The organism is Psychroserpens sp. Hel_I_66 (assembly GCF_000799465.1).
In the GTDB taxonomy this organism is placed as follows: domain Bacteria; phylum Bacteroidota; class Bacteroidia; order Flavobacteriales; family Flavobacteriaceae; genus Psychroserpens.
The window spans coordinates 2963603-2982080 of the sequence record NZ_JUGU01000001.1 but is presented as its reverse complement, the minus strand read 5'-3'; the positions used below and the strand labels follow the sequence as shown (position 1 = coordinate 2982080).

General features: G+C 33.0%; 18 protein-coding genes and 1 pseudogene. 2 read left to right on the top strand and 17 right to left on the bottom strand.

What is annotated here, in order from left to right; genetic code table 11:
• Positions 1-4 precede the first annotated feature (4 nt).
• The 12 genes and pseudogenes from GQ40_RS13215 to GQ40_RS13160 all read right to left on the bottom strand — a co-directional run bounded on the left by GQ40_RS13215 (position 5) and on the right by GQ40_RS13160 (position 11221).
• On the bottom strand, positions 5-439 hold the full coding sequence (locus GQ40_RS13215; RefSeq protein WP_047549285.1) for a DUF2061 domain-containing protein: 435 nt from the start codon (positions 437-439) through the stop codon (positions 5-7).
• Positions 439-1248: a 3'(2'),5'-bisphosphate nucleotidase CysQ gene (cysQ, locus tag GQ40_RS13210; protein WP_052184260.1), complete on the bottom strand. Its 810-nt coding sequence runs from the start codon at positions 1246-1248 to the stop codon at positions 439-441. Before cysQ ends, GQ40_RS13215 begins: the two co-directional genes overlap by 1 nt.
• Positions 1226-2272 (bottom strand): GDP-L-fucose synthase family protein, encoded by a 1047-nt coding sequence (locus GQ40_RS13205; protein ID WP_047549282.1) that lies wholly within the window; start codon positions 2270-2272, stop codon positions 1226-1228. Before GQ40_RS13205 ends, cysQ begins: the two co-directional genes overlap by 23 nt.
• A gap of 6 nt (positions 2273-2278) precedes the next feature.
• Positions 2279-3394, bottom strand: coding sequence for a GDP-mannose 4,6-dehydratase (gene gmd / locus GQ40_RS13200; protein ID WP_047549278.1), 1116 nt, complete (start codon positions 3392-3394; stop codon positions 2279-2281).
• 4 nt (positions 3395-3398) lie between these two features.
• The gene (gene rfbD, locus GQ40_RS13195) at positions 3399-4265 is read right to left on the bottom strand and encodes a dTDP-4-dehydrorhamnose reductase (RefSeq protein ID WP_047549275.1); all 867 of its coding nucleotides are present in this window, start codon (positions 4263-4265) and stop codon (positions 3399-3401) included.
• On the bottom strand, positions 4259-4807 hold the full coding sequence (gene rfbC / locus GQ40_RS13190; protein WP_047549273.1) for a dTDP-4-dehydrorhamnose 3,5-epimerase: 549 nt from the start codon (positions 4805-4807) through the stop codon (positions 4259-4261). Before rfbC ends, rfbD begins: the two co-directional genes overlap by 7 nt.
• 3 nt (positions 4808-4810) lie before the next feature.
• Complete coding sequence (gene rfbA, locus GQ40_RS13185; protein ID WP_047549270.1) at positions 4811-5674, bottom strand: glucose-1-phosphate thymidylyltransferase RfbA; 864 nt, start codon at positions 5672-5674, stop codon at positions 4811-4813.
• Between the two features lie 161 nt (positions 5675-5835).
• Positions 5836-6060 (bottom strand): annotated as a pseudogene (locus GQ40_RS13180) (hypothetical protein); the annotation flags it as partial.
• A complete protein-coding gene (locus GQ40_RS13175) occupies positions 6050-7123 on the bottom strand; it encodes a hypothetical protein (protein ID WP_047549264.1) in 1074 nt (357 codons plus the stop codon). The gene GQ40_RS13175 and the pseudogene GQ40_RS13180, both read right to left, overlap by 11 nt.
• A gap of 12 nt (positions 7124-7135) precedes the next feature.
• Positions 7136-8824 carry a DUF6909 family protein gene (locus GQ40_RS13170; RefSeq protein ID WP_047549261.1) on the bottom strand — a complete coding sequence of 563 codons (1689 nt, stop codon included), beginning with the start codon at positions 8822-8824 and terminating at the stop codon, positions 7136-7138.
• A 28-nt stretch (positions 8825-8852) separates the two neighbouring features.
• Positions 8853-10355 (bottom strand): GH3 auxin-responsive promoter family protein, encoded by a 1503-nt coding sequence (locus tag GQ40_RS13165; protein ID WP_047549258.1) that lies wholly within the window; start codon positions 10353-10355, stop codon positions 8853-8855.
• Entirely contained in the window at positions 10355-11221 is an 867-nt protein-coding gene (locus tag GQ40_RS13160; RefSeq protein ID WP_047549255.1) for a M23 family metallopeptidase, read from the bottom strand. Before GQ40_RS13160 ends, GQ40_RS13165 begins: the two co-directional genes overlap by 1 nt.
• A gap of 114 nt (positions 11222-11335) precedes the next feature.
• On the opposite strand from GQ40_RS13160, the gene tatA reads away from it, so the two are divergent.
• Positions 11336-11533, top strand: a complete 198-nt coding sequence (gene tatA, locus GQ40_RS13155) for a twin-arginine translocase TatA/TatE family subunit (RefSeq protein WP_047549252.1) — start codon at positions 11336-11338, stop codon at positions 11531-11533.
• A gap of 77 nt (positions 11534-11610) precedes the next feature.
• On the opposite strand, the gene GQ40_RS13150 is transcribed toward tatA, so the two are convergent.
• The 3 genes from GQ40_RS13150 to GQ40_RS13140 all read right to left on the bottom strand — a co-directional run bounded on the left by GQ40_RS13150 (position 11611) and on the right by GQ40_RS13140 (position 15555).
• Positions 11611-12588, bottom strand: coding sequence for a DUF4837 family protein (locus GQ40_RS13150; RefSeq protein ID WP_047549249.1), 978 nt, complete (start codon positions 12586-12588; stop codon positions 11611-11613).
• A 23-nt stretch (positions 12589-12611) separates the two neighbouring features.
• Positions 12612-14213: a LysM peptidoglycan-binding domain-containing protein gene (locus GQ40_RS13145; RefSeq protein WP_052184259.1), complete on the bottom strand. Its 1602-nt coding sequence runs from the start codon at positions 14211-14213 to the stop codon at positions 12612-12614.
• A gap of 154 nt (positions 14214-14367) precedes the next feature.
• A complete protein-coding gene (locus GQ40_RS13140; protein WP_047549246.1) occupies positions 14368-15555 on the bottom strand; it encodes a phosphoglycerate kinase in 1188 nt (395 codons plus the stop codon).
• A 127-nt stretch (positions 15556-15682) separates the two neighbouring features.
• Between GQ40_RS13140 and GQ40_RS13135 the strand changes: the two genes are divergently transcribed.
• On the top strand, positions 15683-16834 hold the full coding sequence (locus GQ40_RS13135) for an ATP-binding protein (RefSeq protein WP_047549243.1): 1152 nt from the start codon (positions 15683-15685) through the stop codon (positions 16832-16834).
• A gap of 36 nt (positions 16835-16870) precedes the next feature.
• Here GQ40_RS13135 and GQ40_RS13130 read toward each other — a convergent pair whose 3' ends face one another.
• Together GQ40_RS13130 and GQ40_RS13125 are read right to left on the bottom strand one after the other, a co-directional pair.
• Positions 16871-17395, bottom strand: coding sequence for an OmpH family outer membrane protein (locus tag GQ40_RS13130; RefSeq protein WP_047549237.1), 525 nt, complete (start codon positions 17393-17395; stop codon positions 16871-16873).
• 211 nt (positions 17396-17606) lie between these two features.
• The gene (locus GQ40_RS13125; RefSeq protein WP_047551953.1) at positions 17607-18473 is read right to left on the bottom strand and encodes a class I SAM-dependent methyltransferase; all 867 of its coding nucleotides are present in this window, start codon (positions 18471-18473) and stop codon (positions 17607-17609) included.
• Positions 18474-18478 lie beyond the last annotated feature (5 nt).

The window sequence follows — 18478 nt, the reverse complement described above, 5'->3', positions numbered from 1 at the left end:
TTGCTTATAAATTTGTGCTTTTTCTATTGTTTAGCCCATAATTTGATTTATACCAAAAACGTTCATGTATATAATATAATATCATTTTCGTAACCACTTCAGCAAACCCTATTTTTAATCCAGTTAACGGATTTCCAGAAATAATCCATGCCAATAACATCGTGTCAACAGTACCAATTAAGCGCCATGTAATCGTTTTTGCTATGTGGCGTTTTCTGCTTTCTAGAACCTGACCATCTTTGGATAAGTTTATTTTAAACCATGCCCTTTCATGAAAATAATACAATAGCATTTTTGTTACTACCTCAGCAAAACCTATTTTTAATCCTGTTAAAGGGTTTCCGGAGATGATCCATGATAAAATAATGGTATCAATTGTTCCCACAATGCGCCAAGTAATAGTTTTCGCAATATGCCTTTTATGGGATTGGTCATTCATTATTTACCTACTATAAACCAAGGATTTAATAGATTTTCTTTATTATATAATAACGATTCATTAGTTACTTTTGAAATCACTTCTACACCAACTGCATTGCAAATAGCTTGTCCCGCAGCAGTATCCCATTCCATTGTGGGAGCGAATCTAGGGTACACATCTGCACTTCCCTCTGCAACTAAACAGAATTTTAAGGAACTTCCTTTAGAGACAATCTCAACTTGTTTTCCTTTAGCTTTTAAATCTTCTACATAATCCAATGTATCTTGACTCATGTGTGATCTACTGCCAACAACTTCTATTAAATCATTACTGTTGAATTTTGGTTTTAGAGCAATCGCATATTCTAAAATCTCGTTTATAGAAGTATCATGCGATTTTAATTCAATTTTAAAGGCTTCATTTTTTGTGTTGTTGGCAAAATATAATGTTTTAGAAGCGGGCACATAGATTACTCCCAAAATTGGTTTCCCGTCGGTAATCAATGCTATATTAACTGTAAACTCACCATTGCGTTTTACAAACTCTTTAGTTCCATCTACAGGATCAACAACCCAACATGTATTCCAAGTCTTTCTTATTGAGAAATCCACTTGCTTATTCTCCTCGCTAATAATTGGTATTGGTGTATTTTCAAGATAAGAATTTATAACATCATTGGCTTTTTTATCTGCCTCTGTTAATGGCGATTTATCATCCTTAATATAGACATCAAATGCAGTGTCATAGACTTTCATAATCACATCTCCTGCCTTTAGGGATGCTTCTATAGCTGTGTTTAAATATTTATTTATCTCTATACCAGTCATACACTAATTTAATTCCGCTTTCTAACTCTATTTTATGTTTCCAACCCAAACCGTTAAGTTTTGAGACATCTGTTAATTTCCTCAATGTACCATCAGGTTTGTTTGTATCATAAACCAAATCCCCTTTGAAACCTATAATATTCTTAATAGTGTCTGCAAGTTTTTTTATTGAAATATCCTGACCTGTACCAATATTGATATGTGTGTTTCTAATTTCTTTTTGTTCTTCGGAAAAAGTATCGCTAAAATCTCTGTTTTCCATAATAAAGACACAAGCATCTGCCATATCCTTGGACCATAAAAATTCACGTTTTGGTTTGCCAGAACCCCAAATCTCAACTGAATTTTCTGTGACTCCATATGAATATAGGTAAGCTTTTGCTTTTTCAAATTCAGTAATTCCCAAATCACTCATAACCTCATCCCTCCTATTCTCATTGAGCAGTTTAGCTAAATGTATTTTCCTAATTAACGCTGGAAGTACATGGGATTTTTCCAAGTCAAAATTATCATTAGGGCCATAAAGATTTGTTGGCATTACCGAAATAAAATTGGTGTTATACTGTAGATTATAGCTTTCACACATTTTTATTCCTGCTATTTTAGCAATAGCATATGGCTCGTTTGTATATTCTAAAGTATCGGTTAACAGATACTCTTCTTTCATAGGTTGAGGTGCGTTTTTAGGATAGATACATGTGCTACCTAAAAATAATAGTTTCTTGACATTATTAATATAACTTTGATGGATTACATTATTCTGAATCATTAAGTTAGCGTAAATAAAATCTGCTCTGTAGACATTATTTGCAACTATTCCACCAACTTTTGCAGCAGCAAGAAATACATAGTCTGGTTTTTCCGAAGAAAAAAATAATGCAACCTCTTTTTGGTTTGTTAGATCCAGTTCTTTGTGTGTTCTGGTTACAATATTTTGATATCCTTTAGATTGTAAATTTTCTAATAATGCGCTACCTACGAGTCCTCTATGTCCTGCGATGTAAATTTTAGAATGCTTTTCCATATGGTGTTACTCAAAGTAGTTTTTGATTTTATAACCGCCATCTTTTAGATACTGCTGTTTTTGCATTAAATGAATATCGCTAGACATCATATCCTCAACCAGTGCTGGCAAATCATATTTAGGCACCCAACCTAATTTTTCTTTAGCTTTTGTAGCATCACCAATAAGTAATTCTACTTCTGTTGGTCTAAAATATTTTTCGTCGACTGCAATGACTTCTTTCCCGATTTCTAATTGATAATCTTGATTGCTACATGATTTAACATAACCTCTTTCATTTGAACCTTCTCCTTTGAATTCAAGTTCAATGCCAACGTGCTCAAAGCACATTCTCACGAAATCTCTAACTGTTGTTGTTTTACCTGTTGCGATGACCCAATCTTCAGCTTCGTCTGCTTGAAGGATCATCCACATCATTCTAATGTAGTCCTTAGCGTGTCCCCAATCTCTTTGGGCATCAAGGTTACCTAAATAAATCTTGTCTTGCAGGCCTAGGGCTATTTTTGAGGTTGCCCTAGTTATTTTCCTGGTTACAAAGGTTTCTCCACGAATTGGGGATTCGTGATTGAATAAAATACCGTTACAAGCGTACATACCATAAGCTTCGCGGTAATTTACAGTAATCCAATAGGCGTACATTTTTGCTACCGCATAAGGACTTCTTGGATAAAAAGGTGTTGTTTCGGTTTGTGGTACTTCTTGAACTTTACCATATAGCTCAGATGTTGATGCTTGATATATTCTTGTTTTCTTCTCTAATCCAAGAATTCTAATTGCTTCCAAAAGACGTAGAGTACCTACTCCGTCTGCATTAGCTGTGTATTCTGGGATTTCAAAAGAGACATGAACGTGACTCATGGCAGCCAAATTATAAATTTCATCTGGTTTTACATCTTGTATGATTCTTATAAGATTTGTACTATCTGTTAAATCTCCATAATGTAAAATGAAGTTTTGATTTTCTACATGAGGATCTTGGTATAAATGGTCTATTCTGTCTGTATTAAATAGAGATGATCTTCTTTTCACTCCATGAACAATGTATCCTTTCTTTAATAGAAACTCACTTAGATAAGCTCCATCTTGACCTGTTACTCCTGTTATTAATGCTACTTTTTTCATTTTATTAGTTTGTCAAATTATTCAAATTTAAAATAGCTTTTTTTAAGCTATCTCTCCAATGAGGAATTTCTATACCCAAATTATCTTTTATCTTTTCTTTATTCAAAACGCTAAAAATAGGTCTCTCTGCTGGAGTTGGATAATTTGATGTTTTTATAGGTATTATTTCTATGTTACTATTTTTTATTTCAAAAATGGCTTTTGCAAAATCATACCAACTCGCAACACCTTCATTGCTATAATGATAACATCCATAAGATGTAGATTCGGTCTCTATTATTTTTAAAATGACAATAGCTAAATCTTTGGCATAGGTTGGTGTACCAATTTGGTCACTAACTATTGAAAGTTGATCTCTTTCTTTTGAAAGCCTAAGCATGGTTTTCATAAAATTATTACCATGTTCAGAGTACAACCATGATGTTCTTATAATAAAATAATTAGATAGGTTTTCTTTTATTTTTAGTTCTCCATCTAACTTGGTTTGTCCATAAACGCTTTTTGGGTTGGTACTATCGGTTTCATTATAGGCTTTTGATTGTTCGCCATCAAAAACAAAGTCGGTCGATATATGGATTAAAATAGCATTTATTTTGGAACATTCTATGGCTAAATTCTCCGCACCCAACACATTTACTTTTGTTGCCTGCTTTCTATCTTGTTCTGCTTTGTCAACTGCTGTATAGGCAGCACAATTTATGCAATATTTAATTTTATTTTGCTTAAAAAATGACGCTAGATCTTTGTTATTTGTGATATCTAATTCTGAAGAATTTTTGAAAATATAATTATAATCAGAATTGACAATTATAGTGTCATTTAAACAACTTGCAAGTTGACCGTTAGCGCCTGTTACTAAAACATTTACCATAATGTCGCATTCTCAAATTTTGGTAAGATTACATCCTTTTCTGACACTATAAATTCATTTTGAGGTAATTGCCAGTCAATATTTAGCTTAGAGTCATTATATGCAATACCTCTTTCGGAAGATTTATCATAAAAATTATCGCATTTATATGAAAAAATCGCTGTGTCACTCAATACAATGAAGCCATGAGCAAAACCTCTTGGTACGAACAGCTGTTTTTTATTTTCTTCTGAAAGTTCTACTGAAATATATTGTCCAAAAGTTTTAGAATGTTTTCTAATATCTACAGCCACATCCCATACTTTGCCACAAATTACTCTAACTAATTTAGCTTGAGCGAAATCACCTATTTGATAATGCAAGCCTCTTAAAACTCCTTTTGTAGAGAAAGATTCATTGTCTTGTACAAATTTGGTGTCAATTCCTGCTATTTTATTAAAGCTTTTTTGATTAAATGTTTCAAAAAAATAACCTCTTTTGTCTTTGAAAAGTTTTGGTTCTATAATAAAACAATCTTCTAGCGCTGTATCAATCCTTTTCATCTTTTAATTTTCTAAAATGCTCAATAGATGCTTACCATAACCACTTTTTATAAGTGGCTGAATTAAATTACTAAATTCATTTTTATTTATATAACCCATTTTATAAGCTACTTCCTCTATCGCTCCTATTTTTAATCCTTGACGTTCTTCAATAACTTGAACAAATTGTGAGGCTTGCATCAATGATTTAAAAGTGCCTGTGTCTAGCCATGCTGTGCCTTTGTCTAATACGCTCACTTTTAATTTTCCTTGGTTGAGGTATTCTTTATTAATGTCTGTTATTTCTAATTCATTCCTATGGCTCGGCTTTATATTTTTTGCGATCTCAACTACTGAATTATCGTAAAAGTATATTCCAGGGACAGCATAATTAGACTTTGGTTTTTCTGGTTTTTCCTCAATTGAAATAACATTACCTTGCTTATCAAACTCTGCAACTCCATAACGTTCTGGATCATGAACATGATAGGCATAAATAATCCCTCCCTCTGGGTCGTTGTTAGCTTGTAATAATTGTTCTAGCCCTGTTCCGTAGAAAATATTATCTCCCAAAATTAATGCGACTTTATCATCGCCTATAAAATCTGATCCAATTATAAATGCTTCTGCCAATCCGTTTGGTGCTTCTTGAACAGCATATTCAAAATTACAACCAAATTTTTTTCCGTCTCCTAAGAGTTGTTGAAACAATGGTAAATCGTGAGGAGTAGAAATGATGAGAATGTCTTTTATACCAGACCACATTAAAGTCGATAATGGATAATATATCATTGGTTTATCGTAAATAGGCATTAATTGCTTACTTACTGCTAAGGTTAATGGATGTAATCTCGTTCCTGATCCTCCTGCCAGTATTATACCTTTCATAATTTTTTAGGAATTGATTTTAAATATATTGCTTATTATAATAATATTGATATTCTCTACTAGCGAAGCTATTAAGTTAATTTTCATTCTCTAAATACCATTACATTGTTTTTTTTAATACTTATTCAAATAGTACTCATGGTTTCCAGTCTAATTCTCTTCTCTGTAGATAATCCTACTTCTCTCAAAGTCCCATAAACTTCATCTGTACTAATATGATAAAATAATTTATCTTTAGTTAGTCTGTTTATACAGAGTTCTGCAGCTAGATTTATGATACTGTCAAAATTAAAAATCTTATATTCTGGATTTTTCTTAACAAAAAACCTTAAAACATTAGATCCAATAAATCCTCCGCCAGTTATTAAAATTGTTTTATGCTTCATATTTGCTTACAAATCTTATTGTTTTAATACCTAAAAATGTAAGGCATAATATTATAAATGCAAGTGCTGGAAGTAACAGTGCAAATTTCTTTAAAATATCATCAGATTTCAATCCAACATCAGAAAACGTAGAAAGCACATCATAATAAACATTTTGTTCAATAATCTGTTGATCTAATACTCTGATGGAATCTCTAATTCTTAATTCATTTTGAAACATTTCAAATTCTCGAGTTATCGTCCTATCTTGAGTAAGAGGGATGAGCCCTTCCAATCCAATCGATACAGATCCCTTTTTAGATTCCTCTTGCAATATTCTTAAATATACTTTTTGTAATGAATCAATTTTTTGTAGATCTTTTCGGTATGCTAATTTCTTAATTACAATTGTAGAATCTCTTCTTTTCATCAATTTTTTTGAATATTCATTTGAAAAGGTTGATTCAAAACCTTTGGTTAAACTCTTAAATATATCTCTCTTGTAAGATTTAACTTCTATTGTAAAAAGATCACTAGAAAATAGATCTCTATTATCAACAAAATCTTCAAAAGATATATCTTGAGCCCTTATACTATCTATGGATTGCACATATTCATCATATTGTCTTATCAAATCATTTTCGGTTTCTGGACCTACTTCTATTTGAAAGCTTACTAACTCTTTAGTGTCTTCCTTTGGTATTTGGAAAATATTTGATAATTCATCGTAGTTATCTATAGAAATAAGTGCGTTGTAGTAATCAATATTATTGACAAGTTGGTATTTAGACTCAAAGTAGGGTTTTACCAACATTTTAGAAAAATAGATAGGTTCTTTTGTTTTATCAATTGAAAAACCAATAATGAATGATGACAATAGAACGATACAAATAATCTTAAAATTATCAATAATTGCTTTCAAAGCAAATACAAAAACGGAAAAGATGCCCTTAATTATAGAAGCAAAAAATTTATATATTTTTGAAAAAACGTTTCCAATAAGACTGAAAAAGACAACTAAATCTAGTTCTTCGGTTGAATTTTTATCTTGTTTTGAATGGTCATTTGGTAAATTTTCACTCATAATTATTAATTCTTATTTAAATATCTGTTGTAATATTTTTCTTGTTATTAAATAGGTTGGTCTTACTCCTGAAGTCCCCAAACCACCTGAGGCCAATGTGCTTCCTGTTTCTAGAGGATTATCACTCGCATAATAAGCATATCGTACTTTCACATCTTCGTTTATACTCCCTCTAACTTTTGACGCTGCTTGTATCGCTTTTTGGTAATGAGCACCTTCCATTTCCAGTCCAATCACATTCCATGTAGAATTGTAAAAGAACTTCAGTATTTCTTTATTTTGAAGAGAAGTTCCCAAAACACTAATCATAGACCCTTCGTAAACCTTTACGCCTTGACCTTCTAAATCTGATTTACTAAGCTCATTTTTAAAAGGGTAATTATCTGCAGTACCTTCAAAAATATGTGCAGATGGTATCATTATATCGCCTTTTCCCCCTTCTAAAATACCTGCTTTACCCATAATGGAAACAGACTTTACATTTAAATGAACTTTCTCGCCATCAACCACATACGGTTTTAATAACTCATCAATAGTTTCATAAGCTTGCTCTCCAAAAGCATAATCCATAACAAATATCACAGATTTTTCATCATTTTTAAAGTCTTCTCCAACTCCAATATCTGTCTTAGAAAAATCTATTTTTTCAGTATCAAAAATCTGAACGTCTATATTAGTTCCAGATGTATCCTGTATATAAATCATTCCACTTTGCAACGCTTCCTTGGTAATTTTATTGCGTAACGTTTCATTTTCCCTTTGGCTTATGGCCTCATAAACATCAAAAATATCCTTTTTAGCTGCCATTGACTTTAATGCAATTGGGGCAAAAATAGAGTTCATAACGCTGTGCATATTTGCGCTGATAACGTGTATTGGGCGATTTAATAAATTATTTTTCTCTAAAACCTCCTTTATGTGGTCCGCCCAGATTTCTCCGTGAATATGGTGTCCTAAACGTTCTCTCAGCACAGGGCTAAAAGTAACGGTGCGCTTATTATTATGGATTACCTCTTCAATAGCCAACTTGCCCAACCAATACACAATATGTAATAAGCGTTCTGGTTTGGTTTTCGTTGTAAATTTTAAATGTGCATTGGTAAGCTCTTCAAATGTTCTACCCAAAATATTTGCAGTATGGGTAATTGCAATCTCACGTTCTTGCTGCGTTAATTTCTTTTTAGAAAGTACAGCCTTTTCTAATTTGATCCAGTCTCTTGTGGTTGTCCCCTGTTCGTCAATTAAAACACGTTTGCTTATTTTATGCGATTCAATAAATAGAAAAGTGAGATGGGTTAGAATATCATAAATTTCACTTCGTCCCCTAGTAATCTCAATATTCATCTGTTCATCATCAATACGATAACAGTTCCGACGTCTTTTAGGAGGAATTATAGGCTTAAAATGCGAATTTCCGTAGCCTTCATCACTTGTAAGATTTATAAAAGTACACTCTTCAATACCTGCTGGAAGCCGGTCAATAACATACAATAAACCTTCTAATTCTGCTTTTTCTTCGGAAATTGACCCGTAAATCTCAGGTCGTAATAACAATAAAGATTCTCTTAATGTTTCACCAGAAACACCCATAGGTTTATAAAACCCACGGTTGAATAAATGTCGCATTGTGATGTACATTCTTTCAATGGCATTTGAGCTTTCTTGTGCTCTCGTCCTCTCGTGAATCTTTCTTTTATTCATTCATTAATATTTGCGGACAAATATAGTATTATTTCAACAATTTCAAGTTGTAGAGCGCATCGGCAATTTTTCGGTCGTTTGATAACCTTGGGATTTTATTTTGTCCGCCCAATTTACCAACGGATTTCATATATTCTTGAAAGCCATTTTTCTTAATTGTTGATACCTTGAGTGGTTGTAGCACATTTCCGAAGATCAAATCATAATAATAGCTATTTTGCTTCTGCATTGCCTCATCAATTTTTTTTGTCAATTCAGAAATATCATTTGGCGCTTCGTCAAACTCAATAAACCACTCGTGAAATGGCAAGCCAGAATCGGGATTTATTTGTGGAGCCACCGTAAACTCAGTAACATTGATCTTTAAATCTTGTGTTGCCTCCTGCAAAGCAACCTCAACTTCCTTCCCAATCACATGCTCTCCAAAGGCAGAAATAAAATGTTTGATCCTACCCGAAACAATCACTCTATAAGGTTTTGTTGATGTAAACTCAACAGTGTCACCAATATTGTAAGCCCATAGACCTGCATTGGTAGAAACGATCATCACATAATTGACTCCAATTTTTACTTCGGAAATCGTTAAACGTTTAGGCTTGTCGTCAAAAAAATGACTGGCCTCAACAAACTCATAAAACATCCCAGAATTTAACTGAAGTAGCATCCCTTTTTCATCCTGTTTATCTTGAAAAGCAAAAAAGCCTTCACTTGCAGGATAAAGCTCAATGCTATCAACTTTTCTACCAATTAAGCTTTCAAATTTTGCTCGGTAAGGCTCATAATTGACACCTCCAAATATGAAGAGATTGAAATTTTTAAATACCTCTCCAACTTTTTTTCCAGTTTTAGCATTTATCTTTTCAAAGTACATTTGTACCCAAGATGGAATCCCAGAAATAACGGTCATATCTTCTGGTAATGTCTCGTCAACAATAGCTTCGACTTTGGTTTCCCAGTCATCAATGCAATTGGTCTCCCATGATGGCATTCTATTTTTTTGGAGATATTTAGGGACATAATGCGCTACAATACCCGAAAGTCGCCCAAGTTGCACTCCGTTTTTTTCTTCCAAAATTGGGCTTCCTTGCAAGAATATCATTTTACCGTCTACAAATTTGCTATTTCCTGTTTCAGCAATATACATTAAGATCGCATTACGGGCAGCTTCAACATGAGTTGGCATGCTCTCCTTTGTTAATGGTATGTATTTAGCTCCAGATGTGGTGCCAGAGGTTTTTGCGAAATATAAGGGTTTGCCTTTCCAAAGAATGTCTTCTTCTCCTGCAACAACACGGTCAACATAAGGCTTAAGGTCTTCGTAGTCTCTAATAGGCACACGCTCAACAAAATCTTGATGTGTTACAATGGATTTGAAATCATGATCCTTGCCAAACTGAGTACTGGAAGCCTCTTTAATTAACGTTTCAAAAACCTTTTTCTGAGTCTCTACAGGATTGCTAGACCACCTCATAACAGATTTTCTAACGTTCTTGGCAAACAATTTTGCTAGTATTGGTTTTAAAAATATCATTAATTGAAGTCTATAAAGTTTGTAGGATTAACTGGGTAGCCTCTGTTCCAAAGCTCAAAATGCAAATGTGGTCCAGAAGTTAATTCTCCAGAATTTCCAGCCATTGCGATAACTTCTCCAGACTTCACCAAATCACCCTGTTGTTTGGTAATGGATGCATTGTGCTTATATACCGAAATTAGCTCATAACTATGCTCAATGATAACGACGTAACCTGTGTCTGCAGTCCACTCAGCAAAAATAACAGTCCCATCTGCGGTAGCTTTTACTGGTGTGTCTTTTGCTACCACTACATCTACTGCATAATGTTTTTCTTTGACGTTGTATCCTTCGGAAATCGTACCATTCACAGGAGGAAACAAGACGAAGTTTGTTGATGATATCGTAGATTCAAACACATTGTATTTATCTTCTTTATCTACTAGTTCACGTAGTAACGAATCTTCTTTTGAAGGTTTCAAAGCCAAATCTTTAGGGTTTATGCTTGATGCATCAATAATTGAATCCCTATTAAACTCTACAGTACTCACATCTCCAGATAATACTTTTTTTATGGATGCGTAATATTGCTCATTTAAGTTGATCACTTGCTGGAGAGAATCTGTTTTATAGTTTAAAACCGTGGCTTGTTTTTTTAAAGCGGTTGATGAGTAACCTGGAATATATTCTTTTAAAGAGGTAAATGCTATTAAAAAAATGGTACCAGCAATAAGCAAAATACTTCCTAAAGACACGATTACAAATACATTAAGTCTAGTTAGTTTTATTGCAAAACGTTCTTCAAAAGTATCTTCATTGAGAACTACCAAACGATACTTGTGAAGTAACTTCCTTTTAAATTTTTTATCTTTTTCTTTTGCTGCCATGTCTCGCAAAATTAATTAAAATATGTCCAAATTTCACCAGCCCATATTAAAGTTTGCTTATTAACGTTTATTTTGAAGTATAATTATTAAATTTGTAATTCAAAATTTAATATTATGATAGCATCAAGTATATTTTTAGCTCCTGGAGCTTGGCAAATAATTTTAATCGTTGTTGTGGTTTTATTATTGTTTGGAGGAAAGAAAATCCCTGAACTTATGAGAGGACTTGGAAGCGGTATCAAAGAATTTAAAGACGCCAGCAAAGATGAGGACGTTACAACCTCTACTAAAACTAAAACTGAAAAAGAATAAATTATTTATTCTACAAACCTTATAAAAAGTAAAGCCAACGATAACTCGTTGGCTTTACTTTTTATATAGGTTCAGGTTTATTTTATTGAAATCGATTTAATAATAGATTCCAGCTCAAAAACATATTCTCGTTTAGCTATGGATGGAGCAAATACATAACCTTCTGCAATAATATATCGGTTATTTACTTTATCTTCAATAGCATAATTTATAAATGGTCCAGACATAAATGCATTTTTCAAGTCCCAAAGCCCTCTAGTTTCATACGCTGGTTTATTGTCTATAATGACCTCATTTATAAATGGTGTAAAAGCTGGCTCTGTTGACATATAAGTGTCTTCGAGAGCTCCTTCAATATGAATTTTACCTACGGAATCTCTAACTCTAACAACATCCATAACTGCACTATCACCTTTTCTTATGGATGATAAGGGAATTTCATATAACAACAAATCAACATTTCCCGTTTCTATATCACGTCTAATCCAGAAAAAATCTTCCTCAGATTTTGCAATTCTATAAGCTGAAGGGAATTTAATGGAAACACCAAGATTTTCTTCAATTGGAGTATCGTTAAACAATGATTTGCTAGTTCTACGTTGACGCTCTGTTATCTCTGTTTTTTTAAAGGCATCTATAATTTTTTCTGAATTATTTTTAATCTGCTCAATAATGTCTGAGTTGGTTTGACCAGAAACAACTACCAACGTTTGTGGTCTAGCAAAAGCATCTCTAGCAATTTTAACACCAGCTTCTTTACCTTTTTCAATTTTTAAAACAGTTCTGTTATTTTTCGCAAAACCAGTAAATACCTCTGGTGGCATTTGGCTCATCGAAAATTGAGGTTCGTCTTTTGATAACCCCTCAACAGATGCTGCTAAAACATTTCTAATTTCTTCTCCAACATTGTTTTCCCAAAGTAAATTATCGGCAACTACAACTAAGCTATTAATATTTCCTGAAGATTTAGGAGCATATTTTTTTGCATTTTCATCGTTACACGAAAAAAATAGAGTAGTTATCAATAATAGTATACTGAACGTTTTATTAATCATTTTAGAAATTTTTAAGCTTAAATTTATTTCGACACAACGAGTGTCATTCCAATTTTCAATTTATTACTGCTAATATCGTTCCATTCTTTAATATTTTGAACAGAAACTCCAGGAAATTTTTGCGAGATACTCCATAATGAATCTCCTTTTTGAACGCGATACGTAGATTTACCTTCAGTAGTAACTACTCTTTTTGTTGTACTTACACTCACTGGTTTCACCGAAGACGTGTTTGGTGTTCTAGGATATATGGTTAATCGCTGTCCTATTTTTAGATTGTTACTTCGTAATCCATTCCACTGTTTAATTTGGCTTACCCTAACGCCAAATTTTCTGGCAATTTTACCAAGATAATCTCCAGATCTTACCCTATATCGGGTTTTGCTATCTGCATCAAATAACTGAGGAAGAGGCTTCTCACGCTTATTCAATTCTGCAGTAACATGAGCATAAATCTCATCCTCATTAGTGACAAATCTACCAACAGCGTCTCTAGGTAACCGTAATGTGTAATCTTCTCCTTCAATATAAGGAATTATATCCAATTTATACGATGGGTTTAGAAACTGAAGTTCCTCAATAGGCACATCTACCAACTCAGAAACCTGATCTAAAGAAATCATTTGTTTAACATGAATTGTATCTGTTTCTACATAGTGATAATTTGGTCTTTCTATTTTAAAACCATGCTCTTCTGCAAATTCAAAAATGTACATTGTTGCTAAAAAAGCTGGTAAATATCCTGCTGTTTCACGTGGAAGGTTTGGTCTAATGTTCCAATAATTTTGGTATCCACCAGATCTTCTAATGGCTTTAGAAACATTTCCAGGACCTGAGTTATAAGCTGCTAATGCTAAATCCCAATCGCCAAAAATCTTATATAATCTCGCCAGATATTTACTTGCTGCCTCAGTAGATTTTATGGGATCACTACGTTCATCAACGTAGCTACTCACATTTAATCCATACTCTTTTCCTGTACCAAACATAAACTGCCATAAACCAGTTGCACCAACTCTAGAGCGCGCTTTTGGCTTAAGAGCAGATTCTACAATAGCCAAATATTTCACTTCCAGAGGAATATCATAATTGTCTAAAGATTCTTCAAACAAAGGAAAATAATAGTGACTCAAAGACATTAATCGTGACATAGAATTGCGACGATTTTTAAGGTATGATTTAATAACACTCTCTAAAGAAGGGTTATATTCTACATTAAAAGGGGTTCTTGCGTTTAAGCGCTTTAATCTTGCTTTTAATGTATCTGTACTTAATTCTGGATAATCAACAGGATCGTATTTTAGATTGGTTACAGATTCATAAATGGTATCAAACAACACATTGCTGTATAACTCCTCTAACCATTTTACATCAATTTCTGCAGCTAATTTATGGTCTTCTAAAGATTTGGTCTTTAGAGAATCTGAAACGGGCTCGATATTGATTTGTTGTTTAAAGTACGTTTGACCATCGATAATGGTATCGATGACATAGGAGTTGCCTTCAATAAAATCGGCTTTTGTGATTCTCTTTATTTCTTTTTTCTTCGGAATTGAATCCTGACCAAAAGAAACTGAGGCGCAAAACAAAAAGCCAAAGGTTAGGGTAATAAGCTTATAATTCATTGGTTAAATCTTTATAATATCGTTGACTATAGTTGGGTATACTCTAACGTCAAGTCAGCTAAAATCGTATTTTTTTAGCTAAAATGAAAGTTTAACACCGTAATTTAACAGTGAGTGTAAGATTCTTCCGAATTAAAAAATGTATTTGAGTGCTTTATTCTAAAATAGCAGCGATTCCTGGTAAGGTTTTGCCTTCTAGGCTTTCTAACATCGCACCACCACCAGTACTTACGTAGCTCACTTTATTCTCAAAACCAAATTGTTTCACAGCAGCTACAGAGTCTCCTCCTCCAACTAATGAGAACGCTCCATTTTTAGTCGCTTCTGCAATAGAGTTCCCTAAGGCAATTGTTCCGCCGGCAAAGTTTTCCATTTCAAAAACACCTAAAGGACCGTTCCATAGAATGGTTTTACATTTTAAAACAACATCGTTAAAAATCGCTTTTGTTTTTGGCCCGCAATCAAGACCTTGCCAACCTTCTGGAATACTATCAACATCTACAATTTTAGTTTCTGCATCGTTTGCGAAATCATTGGCAGCGATCACATCAACAGGTAAGTGGATTTGTACGTTTTTTGAATTGGCTTGTTTTAGGATGTCTAGTGCGAGTTCCATTTTATCGTCTTCACAAATGGAATCACCAACCTTACCACCTTGTGCCTTTACAAAGGTGTAGGTCATACCTCCACCAATTATTAGGTGGTCTACTTTATCTAAAATATTTTCTATTATTGTAATTTTTGAAGATACTTTTGCGCCACCAAGTACTGCCAATACCGGTTTTTCTCCTGTTTCCATCACTTTATTGATACTTTCTATTTCTTGGGCTAGCAAATTTCCGAAGCATTTATTCTCTGGGAAAAATTGTGCAATAATCGTTGTTGATGCGTGCGCTCTATGAGCGGTACCAAAGGCATCGTTTACATAAATATCACCTAATTTTGATAACTGTTTAGCGAAATCCTTATCTCCAGCAGTTTCTTCGTCATGAAAACGCAAATTCTCCAACAATAAAATTTCTCCTGGCTTTAAATTGGCTGCAGCATCTTCAGCTTTTTCACCAACACAATTGTCAACAAATTTCACCTCTACACCCAAAATATCTTCAATTTTATCGACTATGTGCTTTAAAGAATATTTCTCCTCATTACCTTTTGGTCGACCTAAATGAGACATTAATATACAACTCCCACCGTCTTCTAAAATCTTGATAATTGTTGGCTTTGCAGATACAATACGAGTGGCATCTGTAACCTCAAAATTATCATTTAACGGTACATTAAAATCTACACGAATTAATGCTTTCTTATTTTTGAAATTAAAATCTTTTAGAGTCTTCATTATTGCTTTTTATAAAGTTGCTTCACAAATGTAACCAATAAAACGACTCTAAAAAAGGTGTTTTTTCACGAAACCGTTTGCGGTGATTGGATATGTGGAGAATTAAATAAAAAAGTATATTTGCGTCATGCTATTTTCAGACATTTTAGGACAAGAACATATTAAAAACCACTTAACCAAAAGTGCCGATTCTGGTCGCATACCTCACGCACAATTGTTTGTGGGTCCTGAAGGTTCTGGCACATTACCAATGGCAATTGCCTATGCTCAATATCTATTGTGTAAAAACACTAATGGCGAGAACAATAATGGTAATGAAAGTTGTAATTTAAAGTTTAAAAACATTTCTCATCCCGACCTTCATTTTGCATTTCCTGTTGCTGCAAATGATAAAGTTAAAAGTCATCCCGTCTCTAATCATTTTATGGAAGAATGGCGACAACTCATTGAAAAACAACCATATGGAAACTTATTTGATTGGTATAGAATTTTGGGAATTGATAATAAACAAGCCCAAATTGGTGTTGACGAAGCACTAGACATCGTAAAAGCTTTGGCGTTAAAGTCTTACGAAGGTGGTTACAAAGTTATGCTGATTTGGATGGCAGAAAAAATGAACACATCTGCCTCAAATAAACTTTTAAAACTCATTGAAGAGCCACCAAACAAAACCATATTTATTCTTATTGCTGAAGACGAAGAGCAGATAATAAATACCATTCGCTCACGCTGTCAGGTTTTACATTTTCCACCTTTGGCTGAAGATGTTATAAAACAAGCGCTAACTAAAAATTATCAAATTCCCGAACCTGATGCTATTAAAATAGCACACCAAGCTAACGGAAATTATAATAAGGCTTGTGATATTGTTTACAGTGACAGTGAAGACACCCAATTTGAAGATTGGTTTGTTTTTTGGATTCGGTCTGCTTTTAAAGCAAAAGGAAATAAAGCTGCGATACACGATTTAATTTCATGGAGCGAGACCATTGCCAAAACAGGTCGTGAAACACAAAAGCAATTTTTAAATTTTTGTTTGGATTTTTTCCGTCAAGCACTGCTTTTAAATTATAAAGCAAATAGTTTGGTTTTTATGGAACCGAAATCGGGTTTTAAATTGGAAAAATTTGCTCCTTTTGTTCACGGTAATAATATTATGGACATTTCCGAAGAACTTCAAAATGCGATTTACCATATTGAGCGTAATGGAAATTCTAAGATTATTCTAACCGACCTCTCTATAAAACTCACGAGGTTATTACATAAAAAAGCCGACTAAACAAGTCGGCTTTTTATATTTTATGTAGTAAGATATTTATTCTTCCTCTTTTTTATAAGCATCGTTAAGACCTTTTAAAACCTCATCAGAAATATCACTAACCTCTTCACCATACAATATGGTAGTAGTTACGTCGCTTGTTCCAAAAATAAAACTATACCCGTTTTTCTTACCGTAATCCTGAACAAAAGTTTTCATGTGTGACATTACAGAATCCATTTCTGTCGTAAAAGATTGTTGCAATGTTTGCTGCTCCATTTGTAGTTGTTGCTGCAACATTTGCCCTCTTTGGTTGAATGCCTGACCTTGTTCCTGTTGTTGTTTTTCAGTCATTTTTGAAGCTTCCATTTGAAACTGTTGGTAAGCCATTTGAAAATCTTTACCGATACTATCCGATTTTTTATTGAAATTTTCTTCTCTTTCCTTGAATTTTGCCTCAACATCAATTTTTTCTTGATATTCATTAATGACTTCAGATCTATTAACGAATGCCATTTTTTTCTGTTCTTGACAAGATGCTAAAACCAATACTATTGAAAGTGCTCCTAATATTTTTTTCATTTTAAAATTTTAAATTAATTTTTGCAAATGTATGAAAGTGCATTAATTTTTTATAAAAAAAGTGTTTATTAAAATTATCAATACTAATTTTAAATATAATTAAATTTACCTATCATAATTAGCTTCAATAGATGTGGCTAATTTTAAACATCTATTTAAATCAATATGTTTACTTGATACATATGCTAAAATGCTTTAAATCGCTTAAAAACTACGAATTGACCTTTTTAATACAATAAATCAATGAAGAATACTCTCCAGTTTGTCTAGCTTTGAAATTTGACTTCCATCCTATCCAAAAAGCAGATATAGGATTCATAGATTTATATTTATATTTTTCTGAAAGCAGTGACACATAATAAGCGTCAAAACTCATTGGTAATGTTTTTTCAACATTCATGTGTTTTGTTGCAACTAATTTACTTATTGAAATTCGTGAAAAATGCCATAAATGTCGTGGCACATCAAAAGCAGCCCAAAATTCCTTATAATGTTTCGCGTCATAACTTTTGTAATTTGGTACTGCAATTACCAATCTCCCTTTTGGTTTTAAAAGTGATTCGAAAAGTTCTATTTGGGATTTCAAATTTGGTAAATGCTCAAGTACATGCCAAAGCGTTATAACATCAAAACTTTGCGGTTCAAATTTTGATAATTGATCTATACTAAAAACCGAATGATTCGTTTTAGCATTTGCTATTGATCTGGCATTTTCATTTGGCTCAATTCCTGAAATGTTCCAATTATTATCTTTAGCTATTTTTAAAAAGTCTCCTGTACCACATCCTATATCTAGAAGGTTTTTTTCTTCAGAAGAAAATGAATTAAGCAATTTTAATTTTCTTTTAAGCGCAATTGATTTTATAAAATGATATGCTCTTTCAAAATTGTTTCTTTTGGAATCTGTATGTGAAATGTAATCCTCACTCTCATAATAATTTCCTAAAACATCTTCGGAAGGTTGCGGATACGTTTCTAAAAAATCAAATTCTTCATTATACCTTAACTGGAATTCTTCTCCAGAAACTGAATGATCTTTTACGTTTAAATACAATTTTTTGTCAGTAGAATTTACCACAAATA